Origin of the sequence: Citrobacter sp. CF971 (assembly GCF_006385635.1) — a bacterium.
Lineage (GTDB): Bacteria > Pseudomonadota > Gammaproteobacteria > Enterobacterales > Enterobacteriaceae > Citrobacter > Citrobacter freundii.
Genome location: NZ_CP041051.1, coordinates 820325 through 843288, shown reverse-complemented (window position 1 = coordinate 843288; position 22964 = coordinate 820325). Strand labels below are relative to the sequence as shown.

Annotated in this window: 21 protein-coding genes and 1 other annotated feature; of the genes, 6 read left to right on the top strand and 15 right to left on the bottom strand. The window is 51.7% G+C overall.

Annotated features, from left to right (window positions below):
• Nucleotides 1-19 precede the first annotated feature (19 nt).
• The 3 genes from E6P06_RS07540 to dnaK all read right to left on the bottom strand — a co-directional run bounded on the left by E6P06_RS07540 (nucleotide 20) and on the right by dnaK (nucleotide 4278).
• Entirely contained in the window at nucleotides 20-784 is a 765-nt protein-coding gene (locus E6P06_RS07540) for an outer membrane protein OmpK (RefSeq protein WP_139935088.1), read from the bottom strand.
• A gap of 352 nt (nucleotides 785-1136) precedes the next feature.
• Complete coding sequence (dnaJ, locus tag E6P06_RS07535) at nucleotides 1137-2270, bottom strand: molecular chaperone DnaJ (protein WP_003837322.1); 1134 nt, start codon at nucleotides 2268-2270, stop codon at nucleotides 1137-1139.
• A gap of 85 nt (nucleotides 2271-2355) precedes the next feature.
• Nucleotides 2356-4278 (bottom strand): molecular chaperone DnaK, encoded by a 1923-nt coding sequence (gene dnaK / locus E6P06_RS07530; RefSeq protein ID WP_003018959.1) that lies wholly within the window; start codon nucleotides 4276-4278, stop codon nucleotides 2356-2358.
• 383 nt (nucleotides 4279-4661) lie between these two features.
• Here dnaK and E6P06_RS07525 point away from each other — a divergent pair, with 383 nt between their 5' ends.
• From E6P06_RS07525 to satP, 3 genes are all read left to right on the top strand, one after another.
• Nucleotides 4662-5066, top strand: coding sequence for a DUF2541 family protein (locus E6P06_RS07525; protein WP_003018965.1), 405 nt, complete (start codon nucleotides 4662-4664; stop codon nucleotides 5064-5066).
• A 33-nt stretch (nucleotides 5067-5099) separates the two neighbouring features.
• Entirely contained in the window at nucleotides 5100-5813 is a 714-nt protein-coding gene (gene msyB, locus E6P06_RS07520) for an acidic protein MsyB (RefSeq protein ID WP_003837316.1), read from the top strand.
• Between the two features lie 148 nt (nucleotides 5814-5961).
• Complete coding sequence (satP, locus tag E6P06_RS07515; RefSeq protein ID WP_003018969.1) at nucleotides 5962-6528, top strand: acetate uptake transporter; 567 nt, start codon at nucleotides 5962-5964, stop codon at nucleotides 6526-6528.
• 34 nt (nucleotides 6529-6562) lie between these two features.
• On the opposite strand, the gene E6P06_RS07510 is transcribed toward satP, so the two are convergent.
• The 3 genes from E6P06_RS07510 to tal form a co-directional block, all read right to left on the bottom strand.
• A complete protein-coding gene (locus E6P06_RS07510) occupies nucleotides 6563-7870 on the bottom strand; it encodes an MFS transporter (protein WP_003837314.1) in 1308 nt (435 codons plus the stop codon).
• Between the two features lie 124 nt (nucleotides 7871-7994).
• Nucleotides 7995-8582, bottom strand: coding sequence for a molybdopterin adenylyltransferase (gene mog / locus E6P06_RS07505; protein ID WP_003018973.1), 588 nt, complete (start codon nucleotides 8580-8582; stop codon nucleotides 7995-7997).
• A gap of 110 nt (nucleotides 8583-8692) precedes the next feature.
• Nucleotides 8693-9646 carry a transaldolase gene (gene tal, locus E6P06_RS07500; protein WP_003018974.1) on the bottom strand — a complete coding sequence of 318 codons (954 nt, stop codon included), beginning with the start codon at nucleotides 9644-9646 and terminating at the stop codon, nucleotides 8693-8695.
• 274 nt (nucleotides 9647-9920) lie between these two features.
• On the opposite strand from tal, the gene E6P06_RS07495 reads away from it, so the two are divergent.
• Together E6P06_RS07495 and yaaA are read left to right on the top strand one after the other, a co-directional pair.
• On the top strand, nucleotides 9921-11351 hold the full coding sequence (locus tag E6P06_RS07495; RefSeq protein ID WP_003845646.1) for a sodium:alanine symporter family protein: 1431 nt from the start codon (nucleotides 9921-9923) through the stop codon (nucleotides 11349-11351).
• Nucleotides 11352-11428: 77 nt separating this feature from the next.
• Nucleotides 11429-12202: a peroxide stress protein YaaA gene (gene yaaA, locus E6P06_RS07490; protein WP_003018978.1), complete on the top strand. Its 774-nt coding sequence runs from the start codon at nucleotides 11429-11431 to the stop codon at nucleotides 12200-12202.
• Nucleotides 12203-12286: 84 nt separating this feature from the next.
• Here the strand turns inward: yaaA and thrC are convergent, their stop codons facing one another.
• The 6 genes from thrC to yjjY all read right to left on the bottom strand — a co-directional run bounded on the left by thrC (nucleotide 12287) and on the right by yjjY (nucleotide 18552).
• Complete coding sequence (thrC, locus tag E6P06_RS07485; RefSeq protein ID WP_139935087.1) at nucleotides 12287-13573, bottom strand: threonine synthase; 1287 nt, start codon at nucleotides 13571-13573, stop codon at nucleotides 12287-12289.
• 3 nt (nucleotides 13574-13576) lie between these two features.
• On the bottom strand, nucleotides 13577-14506 hold the full coding sequence (gene thrB, locus E6P06_RS07480) for a homoserine kinase (protein ID WP_139935086.1): 930 nt from the start codon (nucleotides 14504-14506) through the stop codon (nucleotides 13577-13579).
• Between the two features lies 1 nt (nucleotide 14507).
• Nucleotides 14508-16970: a bifunctional aspartate kinase/homoserine dehydrogenase I gene (gene thrA, locus E6P06_RS07475; RefSeq protein WP_139935085.1), complete on the bottom strand. Its 2463-nt coding sequence runs from the start codon at nucleotides 16968-16970 to the stop codon at nucleotides 14508-14510.
• Between the two features lie 23 nt (nucleotides 16971-16993).
• Nucleotides 16994-17120: a sequence feature (Thr leader region), on the bottom strand.
• Nucleotides 17050-17115 carry a thr operon leader peptide gene (thrL, locus tag E6P06_RS07470; protein WP_032337689.1) on the bottom strand — a complete coding sequence of 22 codons (66 nt, stop codon included), beginning with the start codon at nucleotides 17113-17115 and terminating at the stop codon, nucleotides 17050-17052. Its footprint overlaps the feature before it by 66 nt.
• A 206-nt stretch (nucleotides 17121-17326) precedes the next feature.
• A complete protein-coding gene (locus tag E6P06_RS07465; protein ID WP_003018988.1) occupies nucleotides 17327-18013 on the bottom strand; it encodes a tRNA/rRNA methyltransferase in 687 nt (228 codons plus the stop codon).
• Nucleotides 18014-18411: 398 nt separating this feature from the next.
• The gene (gene yjjY, locus E6P06_RS07460) at nucleotides 18412-18552 is read right to left on the bottom strand and encodes a protein YjjY (RefSeq protein ID WP_042998021.1); all 141 of its coding nucleotides are present in this window, start codon (nucleotides 18550-18552) and stop codon (nucleotides 18412-18414) included.
• Nucleotides 18553-18647: 95 nt separating this feature from the next.
• Here yjjY and arcA point away from each other — a divergent pair, with 95 nt between their 5' ends.
• A complete protein-coding gene (gene arcA, locus E6P06_RS07455) occupies nucleotides 18648-19364 on the top strand; it encodes a two-component system response regulator ArcA (RefSeq protein WP_001194359.1) in 717 nt (238 codons plus the stop codon).
• 60 nt (nucleotides 19365-19424) lie between these two features.
• Here the strand turns inward: arcA and creD are convergent, their stop codons facing one another.
• The 3 genes from creD to creB are packed head-to-tail and all read right to left on the bottom strand — an operon-like array spanning nucleotide 19425 to nucleotide 22957.
• Complete coding sequence (creD, locus tag E6P06_RS07450; protein WP_086529549.1) at nucleotides 19425-20786, bottom strand: cell envelope integrity protein CreD; 1362 nt, start codon at nucleotides 20784-20786, stop codon at nucleotides 19425-19427.
• Nucleotides 20787-20843: 57 nt separating this feature from the next.
• Complete coding sequence (gene creC, locus E6P06_RS07445) at nucleotides 20844-22268, bottom strand: two-component system sensor histidine kinase CreC (RefSeq protein WP_139935084.1); 1425 nt, start codon at nucleotides 22266-22268, stop codon at nucleotides 20844-20846.
• On the bottom strand, nucleotides 22268-22957 hold the full coding sequence (creB, locus tag E6P06_RS07440; protein WP_071685420.1) for a two-component system response regulator CreB: 690 nt from the start codon (nucleotides 22955-22957) through the stop codon (nucleotides 22268-22270). The genes creC and creB overlap by 1 nt, the downstream gene beginning before the upstream one ends.
• Nucleotides 22958-22964: the final 7 nt, after the last annotated feature.

Genomic DNA, 22964 nt, shown 5'->3' with positions numbered 1-22964 from the left:
TCAGTTCCTTTAATTTTAATTAAAATGAATATCCGACCATATAAATCATCTGATCCCCATATCCGTCATAACCTAATTTGTTCTCAAAATAACGATACGTTACAGATGCCTTCCATCGTGGATAAAACTTCCATGCCAGCGTTAATCCTCCATTTAAACCATTTCGACCGAATTGCTGCTCCGTGTAAGCATCATTTCTATCAATCTCGACTTCATTCCAGTCAGATAAAACAAAGCTTTCACCAAATAAAGAGAAGTTATAAACAGCAGTCCAACCAATAACATATCCATTCCATCCACTGGTCTGTCCATATTTCGGTGATACATAGTCACCTGATTGGTTATGCAAGCCGATATAAGGTTTAAAGAAACCCCAATCTCCACTCCACCCCAGATAACCGAGTCCATAAAACATATCCAGATCGTCACCCCATGAGTTGTCCCATTGACCGTATATCTTGCCAAAGAAGGTATAGTCAGAATCAAAAAGACGCACATGGGTCATAGCAGAGACGGTATGGTTACGGCCCGCCACTGCATGGTTTAATACGTTGCTTTCAATAAAAGAATAGAATTCAGCCTCTCTAAAATTGACGCCAAAATCAGTCGTTGCTTTCCAAACTTCACCGCGATGCACATTCACAAAACCGCTATTCCAGTCTGCATAACCAGCGTTAATTGACCCAAAAGAGTTTTTATATTCCAGAGCTTGTACATTTTGGCTAAAAAGAGCTGGAGTGGCTAATACAAGACTAGCCAGTAGTATTTCCTTTATCCGAGGCATTGAATTTATTCCCCATAATTATAATTTTTTCATCAATGAATGAAGGTTCGCTGCGGTGATAAATATTAAACAAGTGTAATTACAAGATAGTGATGTAAATCTCACATCAGAATAGATAATGACTGCTTAAAATAATGTGTCAAATAATGTTGCTGTAGATATGATAAGTTCATATTTGTTAGTAAGCGCATCAATATCTTCTTACTAACCTCCCCTAATATATTTACCTGACATGTTAGAAAACTCACATTCAAGGCCATCCAACTCACTTTTATCCTTGACAATAAAAAACCGGTATTCCCTTAAAAGGGAATACCGGTTTTTTCAAACGAGAAAGTTTTTTGGCTTGTCGTTAGCGAGTCAGATCGTCAAAGAACTTCTTCACACCGTCGAAGAAACTTTTGGAGCGCGGACTGTTTTGTTCACCCGTCGGGCCGCCAAAGCTGTCCTGCAAATCTTTCAGCAGTTGCTTCTGCTTGTCGTTCAGGCCAACCGGGGTTTCCACTACCACGCGGCACAGCAGGTCTCCCTGAGCGCCACCGCGTACAGACTTGACGCCCTTTCCACGCATGCGGAAAAGTTTGCCAGTTTGCGTTTCGCCCGGAATTTTTAGCTTCACGCGACCGTCCAGCGTCGGGACTTCAATCTCGCCGCCCAGAGCAGCCATCGCAAAGTTAATCGGCACTTCGCAGTAGAGGTTATTGCCTTCACGTTCGAAAATTGGGTGTTGTTTTACCTGCACCTGAACGTACAAATCACCTGCTGGCGCGCCATGCTCACCGGCTTCGCCTTCACCAGACAAACGGATACGGTCGCCGGTATCAACCCCAGCTGGGATTTTAACAGACAGCGTTTTGCTCTTCTCAACGCGACCATGCCCGTGGCATTTGTTGCACGGATCTTTGATCAGCGTACCGCGGCCCTGACAGTGTGGACAGGTCTGCTGTACGGCAAAAAAGCCCTGACGCATCTGCACCTGACCGGAACCGTGACAGGTTGGACAGGTTTGCGGCTGAGTGCCCGCCTTCGCGCCGCTACCGTGGCAGACGTCACACTCTTCCAGAGTCGGAATACGGATCTCTTTGGTGACGCCACGCACGGCTTCTTCCAGAGTGAGATCCATGTTGTAACGTAAATCAGCACCACGTGAGGCGCGCTGACGACCACGACCGCCGCCAAAGATATCGCCAAACACGTCACCAAAGATATCGCTGAAGTCAGCCCCGCCGCCAAAACCGCCGCCGCCGCCCATACCGCCTTGCTCAAACGCAGCATGACCGTACTGATCGTAGGCCGCACGTTTTTGCGCATCGGTCAGGATCTCGTACGCTTCTTTGATCTCTTTAAACTTGGCTTCGGCCTCTTTATCACCCTGGTTGCGGTCCGGGTGATATTTCATGGCCAGGCGCTTGTAGGCCTTTTTGATTTCACGCTCTTCCGCTGATTTGGAAACGCCTAAAATCTCGTAATAGTCTTGCTTAGCCATCTCTTTTTATCTGCCCCTAACATGCGTGCACGGGCGGAGAGGAAACCTCTTCGCCCGTGCCAGTAATTACCCGTTCAAAGGGCGATTATTTTTTGTCTTTCACTTCTTCAAACTCGGCGTCGACAACGTCGTCATCTTTCGCGTTATTTGCAGAAGCATCAGCGCCTGCTGCACCAGCCTGTTGCTGTGCGTGCTGCTGCTGAGCGATTTCCATCAGTTTCTGGGAAACCTGTGCCAGCGCCTGCATTTTCGCTTCGATATCCGCTTTGTCTTCACCTTTCAGAGAAGTTTCCAGCGCGGTCAGTGCAGACTCGATGGCAGTTTTGTCGTCAGCCGGCAGTTTGTCGCCTGCTTCTTCAACCTGCTTGCGAGTGCTGTGCAGCAGATGGTCACCCTGGTTGCGGGTCTGAACCAGCTCTTCAAACTTACGGTCAGATTCTGCGTTCGCTTCTGCTTCGCGAACCATTTTCTGAATTTCTTCTTCGTTCAGACCAGAAGAAGCCTTGATGGTGATCTTCTGCTCTTTACCGCTGTTTTTGTCTTTCGCGGAAACGTGCAGGATACCGTCGGCATCGATGTCAAAAGTAACTTCGATCTGCGGCATACCGCGCGGAGCCGGGCTGATACCATCCAGGTTAAACTGACCCAGATCTTTGTTATCAGCAGCACGTTTACGTTCACCCTGCAGCACATGGATGGTTACCGCAGACTGGTTGTCTTCAGCGGTAGAGAACACCTGGCTGTGCTTGGTCGGGATAGTGGTGTTTTTCGCGATCAGCGGAGTCATTACGCCACCCATGGTTTCGATACCCAGAGACAGCGGGGTAACGTCCAGCAGCAGCACGTCTTTAACATCACCGGTCAATACACCACCCTGAACAGCAGCACCGATTGCTACGGCTTCGTCCGGGTTAACGTCTTTACGCGGTTCTTTACCGAAGAACTCAGCGACTTTCTTCTGCACCATCGGCATACGCGTCTGACCACCAACGAGGATAACGTCGTTGATATCAGATACGGACAGGCCAGCATCCTGCAGAGCAACTTTCAGCGGCTCGATAGAACGGTTAACCAGGTCTTCAACCAGGCTTTCCAGTTTCGCACGGGTCACTTTGATGTTCATATGTTTCGGACCGGTCGCGTCTGCAGTGATGTACGGCAGGTTCACGTCGGTCTGCTGAGCGGAAGACAGCTCGATCTTCGCTTTCTCAGCGGCTTCTTTCAGACGCTGCATCGCCAGCGGGTCATTACGCAGGTCGATACCCTGATCTTTCTTAAACTCGTCAACCAGGTAGTTGATCATACGGCTGTCGAAGTCTTCACCACCCAGGTGGGTATCACCGTTGGTTGCCAGAACTTCGAAGGTTTTTTCGCCGTCAACTTCGTCGATTTCGATAATAGAGATATCGAAAGTACCACCACCGAGGTCATATACCGCGATAGTACGGTTGCCGACTTCTTTATCCAGACCGTAAGCCAGCGCAGCTGCGGTTGGTTCGTTGATGATACGTTTTACTTCCAGACCTGCGATACGACCGGCGTCTTTAGTTGCCTGACGCTGAGCATCGTTAAAGTATGCAGGTACGGTGATAACTGCTTCAGTTACCGGCTCACCCAGGTAATCTTCAGCCGTTTTCTTCATTTTTTTCAGCACTTCAGCAGAAATCTGCGGCGGTGCCAGTTTCTGACCTTTTACGTCAATCCATGCATCACCGTTGTCAGCACCGATGATTTTGTACGGCATGATGGCTTCATCACGCTGTACTTCTTCGTCCTGGAAGCGGCGGCCAATCAGGCGTTTAATCGCAAACAGGGTGTTTTGCGGGTTTGTCACTGCCTGACGTTTAGCCGGCTGACCAACCAGAGTTTCACCATCCTGGGTATAAGCAATGATAGAAGGCGTGGTGCGATCGCCCTCGGCGTTCTCCAGCACACGTGCAGTAGTGCCATCCATAATCGCTACACAAGAGTTGGTAGTACCCAGGTCGATACCAATAATTTTACCCATCTAAACGTCTCCACTAAAAATTCGGTCATCATGTGGTTGTGAATCTGTAATAAGGGCGAAACGTGCGGTTTCAACTACCCTGAATCGTTTTTTTTCAGACTCACCACTGCGGTTGCTTACAAGATGGGGTCGTAACCCACGTCATCAAGGGGGGCATGAAAATTTTTTTTAGCCTTGTGGCAATAAAATCGCAGAAAAAAGGTTAAAAGATTAAAAAATGAATAGTCTCAAATCAAAATTAATTCATAAAACAGATAAAATCAGCACAGCCATTCACATAAAAATTGTAATAAAAAGAAAAGATTACAAGCATGAATCATGATTCTGACAGCGGTAAGATGGTCTGAAACGACACACTTTTACAGCCGTCAAAGAGAAATTCCATGAAATCCGTATTAACCCTTTCCGCCAGCCTGCTTATGGGCCTGCTGCTGAGCAGCGCCGCACACGCTAACGATCATAAAGTCCTCGGCGTGATCGCCATGCCTCGTAATGAAACCAACGATCTAACGCTGAAACTTCCTGTTTGCCGCGTGGTGAAACGCATTCAACTTACGGCCGATCATGGTGATTTACAGCTCAGTGGTGCATCGGTTTATTTCAAAGCTGCCCGCATGTCCAGCCAGAGTCTGAACGTGCCTTCCTCCATCAAAGAAGGGCAAACGACCAATTGGATCAACATCAATAGCGACAACGACAATAAGCGCTGCGTGAAAAAAATTACCTTCTCCGGCCATACGGTGAACTCTTCTGATATGGCGACGCTGAAAATCATCGGCGACGACTAATTCCCCATACTTTTATTCAAAAGCCATAGAAACATGAATGTCACCTATTTGAATGACGACGATCTCGATTTTCTTCAGCATTGCAGTGAGGAGCAGCTCGCCAATATTACCCGCCTGCTTACACATAATGAAAAGGGGAAAGCCCGTCTGTCGAGCGTTCTCAACCACAACGATTTATTTAAATCGATGGAAGGACATCCGGAACAGCACCGCCGCAACTGGCAACTGATTGCTGGCGAACTGCAGCATTATGGGGGCGACAGCATTGCCAATAAACTCCGTGGACATGGAAAACTGTATCGGGCGATTTTGCTGGACGTTTCGAAGCGTCTGAAGATTAAAGCTGATAAAGAGATGTCCACGTTCGAAATTGAACAGTCTCTGCTGGAGCACTTTTTACGCAATGCCTGGCAAAAAATGGATGCCGGACAAAAGCAGGAATTTCTGCAGGCTGTCGATGCAAAAGTTTCTGAACTGGAAGAACTGCTACCGTTATTATTGAAGGATCGTCACCTGGCAAAAGGCGTCTCTCACCTGCTCTCCGGCCAGTTAACCAAAATTCTGCGAACCCACGCCGCCGTCAGCGTAATCGGGCACGGATTACTGCGCGGAGCCGGACTTGGCGGCCCGGTAGGTGCGGCTTTAAACGGGGTTAAAGCGGTGAGCGGCAGCGCTTATCGGGTGACGATCCCGGCTGTACTCCACATTGCCTGCCTGCGCAGAATGTTCAACCACGCACAAGCGTGATGCCCATCACAGGGAAAATAATTCGTTTTCCCTTCGTTAGATCATAGACAGTGCCCTCTCCCCTGATTATTATGCCGCGCCCCGAAGACAGTGATCGTTATTTGGGGAAACTATTTCACCATTCAATCAATGATGATTTTGAGGAATTATGGGCAACACTAAGTTGGCTAATCCGGCACCGCTGGGCCTGATGGGCTTTGGCATGACCACCATTCTGCTTAACCTGCATAACGCGGGTTTCTTCGCTTTAGACGTTATTATTCTGGCGATGGGCATTTTCTACGGCGGTATCGCGCAAATTTTTGCCGGTCTTCTGGAATATAAAAAAGGCAACACCTTCGGTTTAACCGCCTTTACCTCCTACGGTTCGTTCTGGCTGACGCTGGTTGCGATTCTGCTGATGCCGAAAATGGGCCTCGCGGATGCAACCAATGGTCAGTTCCTGGGCGCTTACCTGGGTCTGTGGGGCGTGTTCACTCTGTTCATGTTCTTCGGTACGCTGAAAGCCGCGCGCATGCTGCAGTTCGTGTTCCTGAGCCTGACAGTGCTGTTCGCCCTGCTGGCCGTTGGCAACATTGCAGGTAACGAAGCAATCATTCACGTAGCGGGTTGGGTTGGCTTAGTGTGTGGCGCAAGCGCTATTTACCTGGCGATGGGTGAAGTGCTGAACGAACAGTTTGGCCGTACCATCCTGCCGATTGGTGAAGCGCACTAATCTGACAATATCCCCCCTGACGGGGGGATATTCCTTACAAACGCTGTAACTCTCCCTGTACGCTCGTATCGCGATGATAAATATCCTGTCGCAGCCAAATTCCCAGACCTAACCCCACCAGCGATAACGCCAGCACATACCAGGCCGGAGCCATTGGCGACACGCTCATTAACATCGTCACGGCGATTGGCGTCAGACCACCAAAAATGGCATATGAGACGTTATAGGAAAAGGAAATACCGGTAAAACGGACTTCCGCCGGAAACGCCCGCACCATGACATAAGGCACTGCGCCGACTACGCCAACGCATAATCCCACCAGCCCGTATAACAGGAACAAGTGCTGAGGATGGCTGCCGGTCAGGTGATAGAAAAACCAGCTCGAACAGGCCAGCAGCAGGCTGCCGACAATAAAGGTTTTGCTGGCGCCGACCCGGTCGACAATAAATCCGGCCAGCAGACAGCCGACGCACAGCATAATGGTAGCGACACTGTTGGCCTGTAACGTTAGCGCGGGTGCAAAGCCATACTGCTTCTGCAACCAGACTGGTGACATCAGGATCACCACCACAATCCCGGCCGATAACAACCAGGTCAGCAGCATTGAAATAACCACCGCTTTTTTATGCTTACTCACCACCGACTTCACCGGTAGCTCTTGCGCAAGTGCTTTACGCTGCTGCATTTCGAGGAAGATTGGCGTTTCCTGCAACCAGCGGCGCAGGTACATCGCCACCAGCCCAAAAACGCCCCCCAGCAGGAACGGGATACGCCAGCCGTAGTCATGCACCGCCTGTTGCGTCAGGTTGGTATTCACTAGCGTCGCAACCACCGACCCCAACAGAATCCCCACCGTCAGCCCGGCGGTCAGCGTGCCACAGGCAATGCCGATGCGGCGCTCCGGTACATGCTCCGCCACGAACACCCACGCGCCCGGCACTTCTCCACCGATGGCAGCGCCTTGCAAAATGCGCATCAGCAGTAACAACAGCGGTGCGAGGATCCCCATTGAGGCGTAGGTAGGCAAAAGACCAATCGCCAGCGTCGGTATCGCCATCAGCAAAATGCTCAGGGTGAACATTTTCTTACGCCCGACCAGATCGCCAAAGTGCGCCATGATGATGCCACCCAGCGGACGCGCCAGATATCCGGCGGCAAAAATGCCGAAGGTTTGCACCTGACGTAGCCACTCAGGAATGTCTGCCGGAAAGAAGAGTTCACCAACAACAGCGGCAAAGAAGACGAAGATAATGAAATCATAAAACTCAAGCGCACCGCCGAGGGCAGCAAGCGTAAGAGTTTTATAATCCTGGCGATTCAGCGGTCGAGTGTGTTGTGACATAGCAAACCATCAGTCAGTGGAGTTATTGAATCTGTCTGTCGATACATGTAAAGAAAAAATTACTATATCGTAAACAATTCAATACTCCACTGTGATTGGCACTTATGTCACGATCGGGCTACTTTCAGGCGTTTGTATCGCGAATTGCGCTTTTAGGACGAAAAGATGCTACAACAGCCGGTGCGGTTTCCACATACGGCCCATCCAGCAACTGTATACAATACGGTACACTTGCAAAAATACCCGGTACGATAACCTTACCGTCGGCATCTTTCACGCCTTCCAGCGTTTCTTTGATCGATTTCGGCTGCCCAGGCAGATTCAGGATCAACGCCTGTTTGCGAATCACACCGACCTGGCGGGAGAGAATAGCCGTTGGCACAAAGTGCAGACTTATCTGGCGCATCTGTTCGCCAAAGCCTGGCATCTGGCGGTCAGCCACGGCAAGCGTAGCATCGGGGGTCACGTCGCGACGTGCCGGACCCGTTCCGCCGGTAGTCAGCACCAGATGACAGCTCATTTCATCCACCAGCTCGCATAAGGTCTGTTCGATGATCGCCTGTTCATCCGGGATCAGTCGCGTTTGCAGCTCAAAAGGGGTGGTAAGGGCAGATGCCAGCCACTCTTCAAGGGCCGGGATACCTTTATCCTGGTAAACGCCGCTGGAAGCACGGTCAGAAATGGAAACCAGGCCAATGCGTAAAGTATTCATGATTATTCCGTTTAAACAGTCTCGTTAAACAGAATGATACACTGCGAAAGGAAGGACAGACAGGTTTCAGAAGAGGTAGCGTGACCCATATCAGGGCCACGCGTTAATGATTACAGCAGATCGCCGATCATTTTTTCCAGTTTACCCTGGTCTACAGCAAACTTACGGATACCGTCCGCCAGTTTATCTACAGCCATCGGATCCTGGTTGTGCTGCCACAGGAACTCAGCTTCGGTGATGCGTGCAGGACGCGCTTTCACTTCGCCGGAGAAGGACAGTTTACGTTCGATAGCGCCTTCGCTTTCCGCCAGCTCTTTCAGCAGTGCCGGAGCAATCGTCAGACGATCGCAGCCTGCCAGCTCAATGATTTCGCCGATGTTACGGAAGCTCGCACCCATCACCACGGTTTCGTAACCGTGCTGTTTGTAGTACTCGTAGATTTCCGTTACGGAAACCACACCCGGATCTTCTGCCGGTGCATACTCTTTCTTGTCGGTGTTGGCTTTGTACCAGTCAAGAATACGACCAACGAACGGAGAAATCAGGTATACGCCAGCTTCTGCACATGCACGTGCCTGCGCGAAGGAGAACAGCAGAGTCAGGTTACAGTTGATGCCTTCTTTTTCCAGCTGCTCAGCGGCACGGATGCCCTGCCAGGTTGAAGCCAGTTTAATCAGAATGCGATCGTTGCTGATGCCAGCGTCGTTATACATCTTGATCAGACGTTTTGCTTTCGCGATGGACGCGTCGGTGTCGTAAGACAGACGAGCGTCAACTTCAGTAGAAATACGACCCGGGACCAGTTTCAGGATCTCCAGACCGATATTTACTGCCAGTTTGTCGGTCGCGTCGACGATCTGCTGTGCGCGGTCGTTGCTCTGCTGCTTAGCCCAGGCTACAGCGTCATCAATCAGCTTGCGGTATTCTGGGATCTGCGCTGCGTTAAGAATGAGAGAAGGGTTAGTTGTGGCATCCTGAGGCTGATACAGCTTCATTGCCGCGATGTCTCCGGTGTCGGCCACTACTGTGGTGAACTGACGAAGGGAGGTCAATTTGTCCGTCATGATAGCGATTCTCTTTAAACAGCTTGTTAGGGGGATGTAACCGATCTTCCCTGATGATAGCACGACGCACTCTCAGCGCAACCGCCTGGATTGTCCGACCCGCTGCTCAGCCCTGATTACGCATCTCAAAGCCTGTGATGCGCAATTGCGGGATATAACGATTGTTATGATAAACTCCCGCAATCACTCTCATGACAAGGTATATACTGGTCGATTATTGGTAGCGCTTACACGGAAATCTTCGCGCTTACCGGCATCAACAAGAGGGATGTTAATGCCTGATTTTTTCTCATTTATTAATGAAATACTCTGGGGATCGGTGATGATCTACCTCCTGCTTGGCGCAGGATGTTGGTTCACCTGGCGTACAGGGTTCGTGCAGTTCCGCTACATTCGCCAGTTTGGCACAAGTCTTAAAAACAGCATTAGCCCGCAGCCGGGCGGTTTAACTTCCTTTCAGGCTCTGTGCACCAGCCTTGCCGCGCGTATCGGTAGCGGGAACCTGGCCGGCGTAGCGTTGGCGATCGCCGCTGGCGGCCCTGGAGCCATTTTCTGGATGTGGGTCTCAGCGGTCATTGGTATGGCAACGTCATTCGCCGAGTGCTCACTTGCCCAACTGTATAAAGAACGCGATAGCAAAGGACAGTTCCGCGGTGGTCCTGCGTGGTATATGGCACGTGGTCTGGGCATGCGCTGGATGGGCGTCCTTTTTGCCATCTTTTTACTGATTGCCTATGGACTGATTTTTAACAGCGTTCAGGCGAACTCGGTCTCTCGTGCGTTGACCTTTGCTTTTGACATCCCTCCCCTCTTCTCCGGTATCGCACTGGCAATAGTGTCATTACTGGTCATCGTCGGCGGTATTAAAGGCGTCGCACGCCTGATGCAATGGTTCGTTCCGATGATGGCACTGCTGTGGGTTGGAAGTAGCATCATCATCTGTCTGTGGCATATCGGGCAGCTTCCCGACATTATCGTCACCATTATAAAAAGCGCCTTTGGCTGGCAGGAAGCAGCAGCGGGTGCGGCCGGATATACGCTAAGCCAGGCTATTGCCAACGGTTTTCAGCGCGGCATGTTTTCTAACGAAGCCGGAATGGGATCTACGCCGAATGCAGCTGCATCGGCCGCCTCCTGGCCACCGCATCCTGCGGCACAAGGCATTGTGCAAATGATTGGGGTATTAGGCGACACTCTCGTGGTCTGTACGGCTAGCGCGATGATTATTCTGTTGGCAGGCAATGGCACCAGCTATGTGCCAATGGAAGGCATCCAGTTACTTCAAAAAGCAATGGTAACGCTGACGGGAGAATGGGGAGCCGGATTCGTGGCTTTTATTGTGATTCTGTTTGCCTTTAGCTCGATCGTCGCCAACTACATCTATGCGGAGAACAATCTCGTCTTTCTGAAACTGGACAATATGCGCATCATCTGGCTATTGCGAATCGCTACCATTAGCACCATTATCGGCGGAACGTTTGTCAGCTTCCCGCTGGTCTGGCAGTTGGCCGATATCATTATGGCTTGTATGGCCATTACTAACCTGACAGCGATTCTGCTGCTTTCTCCGGTTGTCCATACCATCGCCAGCGACTATCTGCGCCAGCGTAAACTCGGGGTGCGCCCGGAATTCGATCCGCACCGTTATCCTGATATCAGACAACAGCTTGCCCCCGAAAGCTGGGATGAAACGCCGCGCGGATAGCGCGGCAATCACAACCATCGATCAAATCTGTCGTTTTTTTTGCTAAAGTCGCAGTAAATTTCCTGCAAGGACTGGATATGCTGATTCTGATTTCACCTGCAAAAACGCTCGACTACCAAAGTCCGCTGGCAACAACACGCCATACGCTACCCGAACTGCTGGATCACTCTCAGCAGCTTATCCATGTGGCGCGCCAGCTCTCTGCGCCGCAGATTGGCAAGCTGATGGGAATTAGCGACAAACTGGCGGATTTGAATGCCACGCGTTTCCATGACTGGCAGCCTGACTTCACGCCGGACAATGCGCGCCAGGCCATTCTGGCATTTAAGGGCGACGTGTATACCGGGCTGCAGGCTGAAACCTTCAGCGAGGCGGATTTCGACTTCGCTCAGCAGCATTTACGGATGTTGTCCGGACTGTACGGCGTTCTACGTCCACTGGATTTGATGCAGCCTTATCGTCTGGAGATGGGCATTCGTTTGGCCAATGCGAAGGGTAAAGATCTCTACCAGTTCTGGGGAGATATCATCACCGATAAACTTAATGAAGCACTTGAAGCACAAGGCGACAGCGTGGTGATTAATCTCGCTTCGGATGAGTATTTTAAATCCGTGAAGCCGAAAAAGCTCAATGCCGAGCTGATTAAACCAGTCTTCCTCGACGAGAAAAACGGCAAGTTCAAAGTCATCAGCTTTTATGCCAAGAAAGCGCGCGGCCTGATGAGCCGCTACATCATTGAGAACCGCTTAACGCAGCCGGAACAGCTGACCGCATTTAACAGCGAAGGCTATTTCTTTGATGAAGAAGCGTCAGGAAACGGCGAACTGGTGTTTAAACGCCACGAGCAATAATTTATATGCCGGATGACGGCTAACGCCTTATCCGGCCTACAGGTTTTGTAGGCCCGCTAAGCAAAGCGCCAGCGGGCACCACCGTTAACTGCGGGTCATCATCAGCTTACGCAGTTGCGCAAAATCAGCAGGCAGGTGATGAGAAAGCAGCGGCAAGTCCGCGCGTTCCGCCAGCTCTTTTGGCAACGCCAGCGTCAGATCAAGAATCTCTTCAACGCTTTCTTTAAACTTCGCCGGATGCGCAGTACCAAGGAACAGGCCGTACTCGCCAGGGTTCAGTTGGTCACGCAGCGCACGGTAAGCCACCGCCGCATGCGGTTCTGAGGTGTAGCCTATCTCATGTAACTCACGCATGGTGTCCTGAGTCGTGGCATCATCAACGGCGGCATAACCCAGCTCATTCAGACGCCAGATTTTACGGCGGAACAGTTCTTCCACGCGCGGCCAGTTGTTCGGCTGGCTGACATCCATCGCATTCGATAACGTCGCCTGAGTCGCTTTCGGCGCCCACTCACCTTCAGCAAGGAAACGCGGAACCGTATCGTTAACGTTAGTCGCCGCGATAAAACGCTTCACCGGCAAGCCCAGTGATTTCGCCAGCAGCCCGGCGGTCAGATCGCCAAAGTTACCGCTGGGAACAGAAATCACCAGCTGATTCCGCGCCTCTTGCGGTAGCTGAGCCACAGCCTCAAAGTAGTAACAGATTTGCGCCAGCAGACGGCTGATGTTAATTGAATTAGCCGAGTTCAGTCCCAGAGCCACCTTCAGCTCTTCGTCATCAAACGCCTGTTTCACCAGCGCCTGGCAGGCATCAAAATCGCCATCAATCGCTACAGTTTCAATGTTACCGCCCAGCGTACAGAACAGTTTTTCCTGTAATGGGCTGATCTTGCCGTTCGGGTAGAGGATCACCACGCGCACATTTTTCAGGCCATAAAAGGCATGTGCAACCGCCGCGCCGGTATCACCTGAGGTCGCCGTCAGAATGGTTACCGGCTTGTCGCCGCTGATGTGCGTCAGCATTTGCGCCATAAAGCGCCCGCCAAAGTCTTTAAATGCAAGCGTAGGGCCGTGGAACAGTTCCAGACAGCCGACATCTGCGGCAACCTGAGCAACCGGTGCCGGAAAAGCAAATGCAGCACGCACGCGTTTTTCCAGAATTTCCTGAGGGATCTCATCACCAATAAATGCGGACAGGATCTTCGCGCTGCGGCCAACGAAGTCCTGGTTCAGCATCTCATCCACTTCTGTCAGATTGAATTCCGGTAGATCGTGCGGAAAAAACAATCCCTGATTCTTGCCAAGCCCTTGCGTGACGGCCTGCGCAAAGCTGACCTGCTCGTTATGATCTTTCAGATTATACAGTTTCATTGATTATCCCAGTACCCGTGCGCCCGCCGTGTCCAGCCGGCAAATATGAACAAAGCCTTCCTGATTTTGCAGGTAATTTTTACTCAGCCAATCTGCTACGCGCTGCGCCGTATCCGGCTTATCGCACAAGGCGAACAGCGTCGGCCCTGACCCGGAGATCCCGCTGGCCAGCGCGCCAATTTCTGTTACCGCCTGACGCGCCTGACTAAAGCCTGGCAGCAAGCGGGTACGATACGGCTCAGCAATGACGTCCTTCATCAGCTTCGCGGCAAGCCCAGGCTGACGGGAATAGCAGGCATGGATAAATCCAGCCAGATGTCGCCCGTGGGCGATACAGTCCTGACGGCGATACTGCGCAGGTAGAATCGCCCGCGCTTCTGCCGTCGACACTTTAATCCCCGGATACGCCAGTACCCATAGCCACTCATCAAAGCCTGGCACCTGCTGGCTGATAATGCCGTTTTCTTCGATCATTAACTGCATGCCGCCCAAAAAGCACGGGGCAACGTTATCGTAATGAATACTGCCGGAGATACGCCCTTCCAGCTCGCCCATTATCGCCAACAGGCGCGTATCGTTGAGCGGCTTACCGCAGTGTTCGTTCATAGCGACTAACGCCGCCACGACGGAACAGGCGCTGGAGCCTAACCCGGAGCCAATCGGCATATTTTTTTCCAGCGTCATCGCCACCGGAACCGTTTTACCCAGCTCCTGGCAGAATCGCTCCCAACACTGATAGACAATATTTTCGCGCGGCTCTGGCGGCAGCTTGTTGGCAAAGCGCCCAAGGTTGTTCAGGCTGAACTGATCAGCCGCCTCAACGGACACCACATCGCCCAACAGCGAACCGTCCACCGGAGTTACCGCCGCACCGAGCACATCAAACCCGACGCTCATATTGGCACTGGAAGCCGGGGCATAAACTCTCACCATGTCAGACTCCTAACTTCCATGAAAGGGTGCGTAGCAGGTCGGCAAAGACGCCCGCTGCCGTCACGTCGTTACCCGCGCCATATCCGCGCAGAACCAACGGTAACGGCTGATAGTAGTGGCTATAGAATGCCAGCGCGTTCTCACCGTTTTTCACTTTAAACAGCGGATCGTTGCCGTCTACTGCATCAATTTTCACGCGACAAACGCCGTCCTCTTCGATATTGCCAACATAACGCAATACTTTTCCCTCATCACGGGCTTTCGCCACGCGCGCGGCAAAGACGTCATCCAACTGCGGCAATTTCGCCATAAACGCGGATACATCACCAGAATCATCAAACTCGTTTGGCAGAACTGGCTCAATGACCACGTCTGAAAGCTCCAGCTCACGACCGGTCTCACGGGCGAGGATCAGCAGCTTACGTGCCACATCCATACCGGAAAGATCGTCACGCGGATCGGGCTCGGTATAGCCCATCTCACGCGCCATGGTGGTGGCTTGCGAGAAGCTCATGCCTTCATCCAGCTTGCCGAAAATAAACGACAGCGAGCCGGAAAGAATACCGGAGAAACGCTGCAATTCATCACCTGCGCTGAGCAGGTTTTGCAGGTTTTCAATTACCGGCAAGCCTGCGCCCACGTTGGTGTCGTAGAGGAATTTACGCCTGGACTTCGCGGCGGCAAAACGCAGCTGATGGTAGTAATCCATCGACGAGGTGTTGGCCTTTTTGTTCGGCGTAACCACATGGAAGCCTTCGCGCAGGAAATCAGCATACTGATCCGCCACCGCCTGGCTTGACGTACAGTCGACAATCACCGGATTAAGCAGATGATATTCTTTCACCAGGCGAATTAAGCGCCCAAGGTTGAATGGCTCTTTCGCGCTTTCCAGCTCCACCTGCCAGTTTTCCAGATTCAAACCATGGACGTTTGTCAGCAGAGCCTTCGAATTCGCCACGCCGCACACGCGAAGATCGATATGCTTCTTTTTGAGCCAGGTTTGCTGACGTTTAAGCTGCTCCAGTAGCGCACCGCCCACGCCGCCTACGCCAATCACAAACACTTCAATCACCTGGTCGGTGTTGAACAGCATTTGATGGGTCACGCGAACGCCGGTGGTTGTGTCGTCGTTGTTCACCACCACCGAAATAGAACGCTCAGACGACCCCTGGGCGATCGCCACGATATTGATGTTCGCGCGAGCCAATGCGGCAAAGAATTTCGCCGAAATGCCACGCAGAGTACGCATACCATCGCCAATAACAGAGATGATAGCCAGACGCTCAGTTACCGCCAGCGGCTCCAGCAGGCCTTCTTTCAGTTCGAGGTAGAATTCATCCTGCATGGCGCGTTGCGCACGTGCGCAGTCGCCCTGCGGGACGCAGAAGCTGATGCTATATTCGGAAGAGGATTGGGTGATCAGCACTACCGAGATGCCCGCACGCGACATTGCGGCAAAAACGCGTGCCGCCATACCCACCATGCCTTTCATTCCTGGGCCGGAAACGCTAAACATCGCCATGTTATTGAGATTAGAAATACCTTTTACCGGCAAATCGTCGTCATCACTGCTGGCGCCAATCAACGTGCCAGGCGCTTGTGGATTGCCGGTATTTTTAATCAGGCAAGGGATCTGGAACTGGGCAATAGGGGTAATGGTGCGCGGGTGCAGCACTTTGGCGCCGAAGTAAGAAAGCTCCATCGCTTCCTGATAAGACATCGACTTCAGCAGTCGGGCGTCGGGTACCTGACGCGGATCGCAAGTATATACGCCGTCAACATCGGTCCAGATCTCACAACAATCCGCGCGCAAACAGGCGGCCAGTACGGCGGCAGAGTAGTCGGAGCCATTACGCCCCAGCACCACTAACTCACCTTTCTCATTCCCGGCGGTAAATCCGGCCATCAAAATCATGTGGTCCGCAGGAATACGGCTGGCGGCAATGCGGCGCGTAGATTCGGCGATATCAACGGTAGATTCGAGGTAATGGCCGACTGCCAGCAATTTCTCCACCGGATCGATGACCGTCACGTTGTGCCCGCGCGCTTCCAGCAGGCCTGCCATGATGGCGATCGACATTTTTTCGCCACGGCAGATAAGCGCGGCATTGATGCTGTCCGGGCACTGTCCCAACAGGCTGATGCCATGCAGGACGTGTTTAATCTGGGCAAACTCTTGTTCAACAAAGGCTTTGAGCGGGGCCAACGGAAAACCCGGCTGCGCGGCGGCCAAACCCACCAATAGCTCAGAGAAAATACGTTCGGCGTCGCTGATATTGGCTAAAGCATCCTGACCACCGATGGTCTTCTCAATCATCGCCACCAGATGGTTGGTAATTTTTGCGGGGGCAGAGAGCACGGTCGCGACCTGCCCCTGTCTGGCATTGCTTTCCAGAATATCGGCAACCCGCAGAAAGCGCTCTGCATTTGCCACTGATGTACCGCCGAACTTCAACACTCGCATGGTTTACCTCATTGCCTTTGGTCGAAAAAAAAGCCCGCACTGTTTAGGTGCGGGCTTTTTCTTGTGTTTCCTGTACGCGTCAGCCCGCACCGTTACCTGTGGTAATGGTGATGGTTGTGGTAATAGTGATGCTGATGCGTTTCATGATGTTGTGTGCTCTGTAATTATTATCTGTCTGTCTTGTATTCTTTTAGGGTTAAAGTATCTGCTGACCTAAGTCAATAAATTTTTAAATTGATCACATTCCGAAACTTGTTCATGAGCGACTGCTTGCCCTTTTACTTTCAACCAATACAGAATGTCTCGCCCACTTGAAACCAGAGTAAAAAACTGCACAACAAACATTTATCAACACTTTATTTTGTTAGATTTTTTTCTATATCATGTAAAAAACGGTGCAACATTGCCGTGTCTCGCTGCTCTAACAGACCCATTCGCTGTTGCAGCCAGTCCGTCAACTTAATGTCGTCAGAAACGTTCAGCGTGGCTAATAAACGCAAAACACGTTCGCGCAATGCCTGTAGCTGATGCTCATCCGTCATCTCAATGTTTCTGGCCGGTTGTTGTATTAAACCTGCTAATTGATAGCAATACACCATCACCGCCTGCCCCAAATTGAGTGATGGATAGTCAGCCACCATCGGTACCCCGGTGAGGACATCCGCCAGAGCCAATTCTTCGTTGGTCAGCCCCGAATCTTCACGACCAAAAACCAGCGCGGCGTGATCCATCCACGTTGATTTTTCCTGCAACAGGGGAACCAGTTCGACCGGCGTAGCGTAATAATGAAACTTCGCGCGGCTGCGCGCCGTGGTCGCGACGGTAAAATCCACGTCGTGAAGCGCCTCGGCTAACGTTGGAAAAACGTTAATATTATCAATAATATCACCCGAGCCATGCGCAACCCATCGCGTGGCAGGTTCCAGGTGGGCCTCGCTGTCAACGATCCGCAACTGGGTGAATCCCATGGTCTTCATCGCACGGGCTGCCGCACCAATATTTTCCGCTCTGGCGGGGGCAACCAGAATAATTGTTAAACGCATTTCGATACTCTTTTAGCCTATGTGCAGGTAATAATGTGACGTGCATCAACATATTACGCAGCGCGAATTTACATATTTTTAACAGAAATCACTGAAAAAGCATTTCGCATCCGGTAAAAAATGCTAAACTATTTCCAGGCTGAACTATTGCCCTTTATGTTAACAAAAGTTGCATATCCTTCTGTTTATCCATGATAATTTAATTTAAAATGGATCGCATTGGTTGGATTCATTACATTTATTAATTAGCGCGTGCAACTAGTTGTAATATTGCAATTTTGTGATGAAAGCAAACATTTGGATACGTTGATTTCATCAAACTGTTAACGTGCTACAATTGAACTTGATATATGTCAACGAAGCGTAGTTTTATTGGGTGTCCGGCATGTCTTAGCCTGTTATGTTGCTGTTAAAATGGTTAGGATGACAGCCGTTTTTGACACTGTCGGGTCCAGAGGGAAACTACCCACGACCAAGCTAATGATGTTGTTGACGTTGATGGAAAGTGCATCAAGAACGCAATTACGTACTTTAGTCATGTTACGCCGATCATGTTAATTTACGGCATGCATCAGGCAGGTCAGGGACTTTTGTACTTCCTGTTTCGATTTAGTTGGCAATTTAGGTAGCAAACATGCAGACCCCGCACATTCTTATCGTTGAAGACGAGTTAGTAACACGCAACACGTTGAAAAGCATTTTCGAAGCAGAAGGCTATGATGTATTCGAAGCGACAGATGGCGCGGAAATGCATCAGATTCTCTCTGAATATGACATCAACCTTGTGATTATGGATATCAATCTGCCTGGGAAAAATGGCCTCCTGTTAGCGCGCGAACTCCGCGAACAAGCTAACGTTGCGCTGATGTTCCTGACGGGCCGTGATAACGAAGTCGATAAAATTCTCGGCCTCGAAATCGGCGCAGACGATTACATCACCAAGCCGTTTAACCCGCGCGAACTGACTATCCGTGCTCGTAACCTGCTGTCGCGTACCATGAACCTGGGTACCGTCAGCGAAGAACGCCGTAGCGTCGAGAGCTACAAGTTCAATGGCTGGGAGCTGGACATCAACAGCCGCTCTCTGATTGGTCCTGATGGCGAGCAGTATAAACTGCCACGCAGCGAATTCCGCGCCATGCTTCACTTCTGTGAGAATCCGGGCAAAATCCAGTCTCGCGCAGAACTGCTGAAAAAAATGACCGGTCGCGAACTGAAGCCGCATGACCGTACCGTTGACGTGACTATCCGCCGCATTCGTAAACATTTCGAATCAACGCCGGATACGCCAGAAATTATCGCCACCATTCACGGTGAAGGCTACCGTTTCTGCGGCGACCTGCAGGATTAATTCGATCCTCACAGGTAAAAAAACGGCGCAATATGCGCCGTTTTTCATTTCACCACAACCCTATTTCCATAAGCGAAACTCGTCACTCTGCGCAGGCTGAGACTCCGGAATTTCTGTCGGCTTTGGTTTTGGCTGTGCCAGCGAGTGCCAGTCAAGATGACGCGTCAGGAACATCACGCCACACAACGCGACCAACAGCACGCCGGTTCCCAGCAGTAAAGAGCTGTCCTGTGAACGGAGCAACACCCACATCACACCATCCAGACCCAGCAGCGCTACGGTGAACAAAATACTCTTAAGCCAACCCTGTAATATCGCCTGCAGATACACACCGTTCATCAACGCCCCCACCAGACTCGCCGTAATCCACGCGGCGGTAAAACCAATATGTTCTGACAACGCCAGCAGCAACAGATAAAACATCACCAGCGATAATCCCACCAGCAGGTACTGCATCGGGTGCAGTCGAAGGCTGGTCATGCTTTCAAGAACAAAGAAAGACATAAAGGTCAGCACAATCAGCAAAATGGCATATTTTGTCGCCCTGTCCGTCAGTTGGTATTGATCCGCAGGCGTGGCGACAGCGACGCTAAATGCAGGCATTCCCTCCCAGCCAATCTTTTCGCCATCAAAGCGTTCGCCGAGGTTATTGGCAAACCAACTGCTTTGCCACTGGGCATTGAATCCAGACTTACTGATTTCGCGCTTAGCCGGAAGAAAATCCCCAAGAAAGTTGGGATGCGACCAATTGCTGGTTAAGGTCATTTCACTGTTACGGCCAACCGGAACAACGGAGAAATCTCCTGTTCCGCTCAAATTCAGCGACAGCGTCATGCTCAGGTTTTGCTCCGCCCAGCTCGCGTCGGGTAACGGAATGTGGATCCCCTGCGCACGTCCATCCAACCCCGTCCCCGGCTCAACCGCCAGCGACGTTCCATTGACCTGCGGCGCTTGCACCACACCAATCCCGCGCGCATCCCCCACGCCAACCACGATAAACGGTTTGCCGACGCTGACGTTGGGATGGTTTAAATCACGCAAACGTTCAGCGTTAAACTCGGCCTTCACCGAGAGGTCATTGTGCCAGACCTGGCCCTCATAAATACCGATTTTACGCGCTTCAACGTTCTGACTCCCCTCAACCACCAACGACTCCGGCAGCCAGAAATGGATATAGCTTCGCTTACGCTGGATCTCTTTGCCATCCTCCAGCGAGGTATAAAGCTCTGTCACCGGAATGGCTATCAACGGGCCGACCATCTTTTGCGGTCCGCTGGTGCTCTGGCGGATTGCATCTTCAACGTCATTGCGATAATCCGATCGCTCTACGATTATCTGCCTGACCATTGTCAGGGGAATTAACAACAGCAGCATGGCGCCACCCAGAGTGACGATTTTCCAGAACAGGGGTGATTTCAACATAGCGTTCTCCTTTGCAATATCAGCAAGGTAGAACAGCTATGTGCGGAGAATTTGAAGTTATGTGAAGTGACGGTGAAGCGTAAACGAAGCTTGTGCACCGCCTTCTGGTCGGTTAGATAATGTCACCGCGCCTTCATGCAGTCGTGCAACTTCACTGACAAACGCCAGCCCCAAACCGCTGCTCTTGTGTCCATTCTCGCGGGGCAGCGAGTAGAAGCGCTCAAAAATACGCGGCAACGCAAAGTCAGGGATCCCGCTACCGCTGTCGGTAACCTGCAACGTGACCCGATCCTCGTGCTGATGTGCACTCAGAACAATCGTCCCGTCCTGTGGCGTAAAGTCGATAGCGTTGTCGAGTAAATTCCCCAATGCCTGCTCCAGTAACGCGGGATCGGCTGCGACGCTAAGCGATGAAGGCAGAATGGTCAGCGTGATGTTTTTTGCCGCCAGCTGCACGCTACGCGCCTCTTTAAGCTGAGCAAACAGCGCATCTACCGCCACTGGCGTCAACGTAATGTCCTGCCGATTCTCCAGTCGCGCCTGACGTAACAAGGTTTCAACCAGCGCCTGCATGCGCGCATTTTGCGTCAGAATATTATCGGTAAAGCGCGCTACCACGTTTGGCGGCGGACCTTCGCGCAGTATCTCCGCCGCGCCACGAATGGCCGCCAGCGGGCTTTTCAGCTCATGGGTTAACGCGTAGACATACTGCTCAATGTAGTTCTTGCCTTCGAGCTTCAGACGCATACTTTCCAGCGCCTGCGCCAGTTTGCGTAACTCGCTACTGCCTAAATCAGGCAGTGGGACGGGGCGATTCTCAGTAACGGAATCGGCATAACGCGCCAGCCGGGCAATGGAGCGGTTTATCCACCATACCATCCCGAAGCCAATCACCAGGGCAATACCCAGCAATACGGCGCTGGCCCACAGCATTCGCCGTTCACTGCGTTTAATCACTGGCGCCATCGCTGCATTTGGTTTGCCGACACTGAGCACACCGATAATACGACCACCGTCTACAATCGGCGCGGCAACGTACATCACTGAGCTTTCCGGATCATCCGGGTTTTGCGGCGTACTACGAGCGCCATACTGCCCACGTAACGTTAACCACACGTCGTTCCAGCGGGAGTAGTCCTGACCGACGGCCTGGTTAGCTGAATCAAACACCACCTTGCCCTGCGCGTCCGTCATGTAGACATGGTATTCATTACGTACTTTGTTAATGCCGCTGATATTGGCGCGGAATGGGCGGTTATGCAGTTGCGAAAAGGCCTGCGCCAGCTTGCCGTTGGCGGGGGTGTCAGAGAGTAAGTCATCACGCGCCAGCGCAGCCAGCAGCGTGGCGGTATCAATCAATGTGCCTTCAGTCGCTCGACGGACGCCTGGCTTAATTTCCTGCACAAAGATAGACAGAACGAACCAGGCAGCGACGGCAACAATCATAAAATAGCCGAGCAGCAAACGCATGCCAATGCGCATCAGGCGCTCCTCAGGCTGTATCCCATACCGCGATGCGTATTGATGGGGGAAAGCTCGGGGTTGATGGCCCGCAGCTTGGCGCGCAGCGTTTTGATGTGGGTATCGACCGTTCTGTCAAAGGTATCCTGCGCATCGGCCCAGACTAAATCCATCAATTGTTGGCGGGAGTAAATACGTCCCGGCGACATCAGGAATGTTTTCAGCAGCAGGAATTCATAGCGCGTCAGGTTCAACGGCATGCCGAACCAGGTAATCTGCGCGGCCAGCTCATTAAGTTCAAAATCCCCACAGCGCGTTGTCAATGAAGGTGTGGAGAATTTTTGCACCCGCCGCAGCAGCGTACGCACACGAGCGCACACTTCACGCGGCGAGAAAGGCTTGGCAACATAGTCATCCGCGCCAATTTCCAGCCCCAACAGGCGATCCACTTCATCGCTGCGTGCGGTCAGAAACAGGATCGGCAACGCCGGGTGGCGTTCAAGTAAACGTCGGCACAGTTCAAAACCGCTTATATCCGGTAGCCCGACATCCAGAATGATGGCATCAGGGCATTGCTGGCGAGATTTCTCCAGCACGGGAAATCCGCGCTCAAACGCCTCTACGCTAAACCCCTCTTGCTGCAGCATGTAGATAAGCGTATCAGCGATTCCCTGCTCATCCTCAACCAACCAGATCAACGGCTGTTGCATTGTGCTT

Excerpts from the sequence above, each read along its gene's own strand:
- E6P06_RS07540 (WP_139935088.1), bottom strand. The coding sequence starts at position 784 with ATGCCTCGGATAAAGGAAATACTACTGGCTAGTCTTGTATTAGCCACT.
- dnaJ (WP_003837322.1), bottom strand. The coding sequence starts at position 2,270 with ATGGCTAAGCAAGACTATTACGAGATTTTAGGCGTTTCCAAATCAGCG.
- dnaK (WP_003018959.1), bottom strand. The coding sequence starts at position 4,278 with ATGGGTAAAATTATTGGTATCGACCTGGGTACTACCAACTCTTGTGTA.
- E6P06_RS07525 (WP_003018965.1), top strand. The coding sequence starts at position 4,662 with ATGAAATCCGTATTAACCCTTTCCGCCAGCCTGCTTATGGGCCTGCTG.
- msyB (WP_003837316.1), top strand. The coding sequence starts at position 5,100 with ATGAATGTCACCTATTTGAATGACGACGATCTCGATTTTCTTCAGCAT.
- satP (WP_003018969.1), top strand. The coding sequence starts at position 5,962 with ATGGGCAACACTAAGTTGGCTAATCCGGCACCGCTGGGCCTGATGGGC.
- E6P06_RS07510 (WP_003837314.1), bottom strand. The coding sequence starts at position 7,870 with ATGTCACAACACACTCGACCGCTGAATCGCCAGGATTATAAAACTCTT.
- mog (WP_003018973.1), bottom strand. The coding sequence starts at position 8,582 with ATGAATACTTTACGCATTGGCCTGGTTTCCATTTCTGACCGTGCTTCC.
- tal (WP_003018974.1), bottom strand. The coding sequence starts at position 9,646 with ATGACGGACAAATTGACCTCCCTTCGTCAGTTCACCACAGTAGTGGCC.
- E6P06_RS07495 (WP_003845646.1), top strand. The coding sequence starts at position 9,921 with ATGCCTGATTTTTTCTCATTTATTAATGAAATACTCTGGGGATCGGTG.
- yaaA (WP_003018978.1), top strand. The coding sequence starts at position 11,429 with ATGCTGATTCTGATTTCACCTGCAAAAACGCTCGACTACCAAAGTCCG.
- thrC (WP_139935087.1), bottom strand. The coding sequence starts at position 13,573 with ATGAAACTGTATAATCTGAAAGATCATAACGAGCAGGTCAGCTTTGCG.
- thrB (WP_139935086.1), bottom strand. The coding sequence starts at position 14,506 with ATGGTGAGAGTTTATGCCCCGGCTTCCAGTGCCAATATGAGCGTCGGG.
- thrA (WP_139935085.1), bottom strand. The coding sequence starts at position 16,970 with ATGCGAGTGTTGAAGTTCGGCGGTACATCAGTGGCAAATGCAGAGCGC.
- E6P06_RS07465 (WP_003018988.1), bottom strand. The coding sequence starts at position 18,013 with ATGCGTTTAACAATTATTCTGGTTGCCCCCGCCAGAGCGGAAAATATT.
- yjjY (WP_042998021.1), bottom strand. The coding sequence starts at position 18,552 with ATGACTAAAGTACGTAATTGCGTTCTTGATGCACTTTCCATCAACGTC.
- arcA (WP_001194359.1), top strand. The coding sequence starts at position 18,648 with ATGCAGACCCCGCACATTCTTATCGTTGAAGACGAGTTAGTAACACGC.
- creD (WP_086529549.1), bottom strand. The coding sequence starts at position 20,786 with ATGTTGAAATCACCCCTGTTCTGGAAAATCGTCACTCTGGGTGGCGCC.
- creC (WP_139935084.1), bottom strand. The coding sequence starts at position 22,268 with ATGCGCATTGGCATGCGTTTGCTGCTCGGCTATTTTATGATTGTTGCC.
- creB (WP_071685420.1), bottom strand. The coding sequence starts at position 22,957 with ATGCAACAGCCGTTGATCTGGTTGGTTGAGGATGAGCAGGGAATCGCT.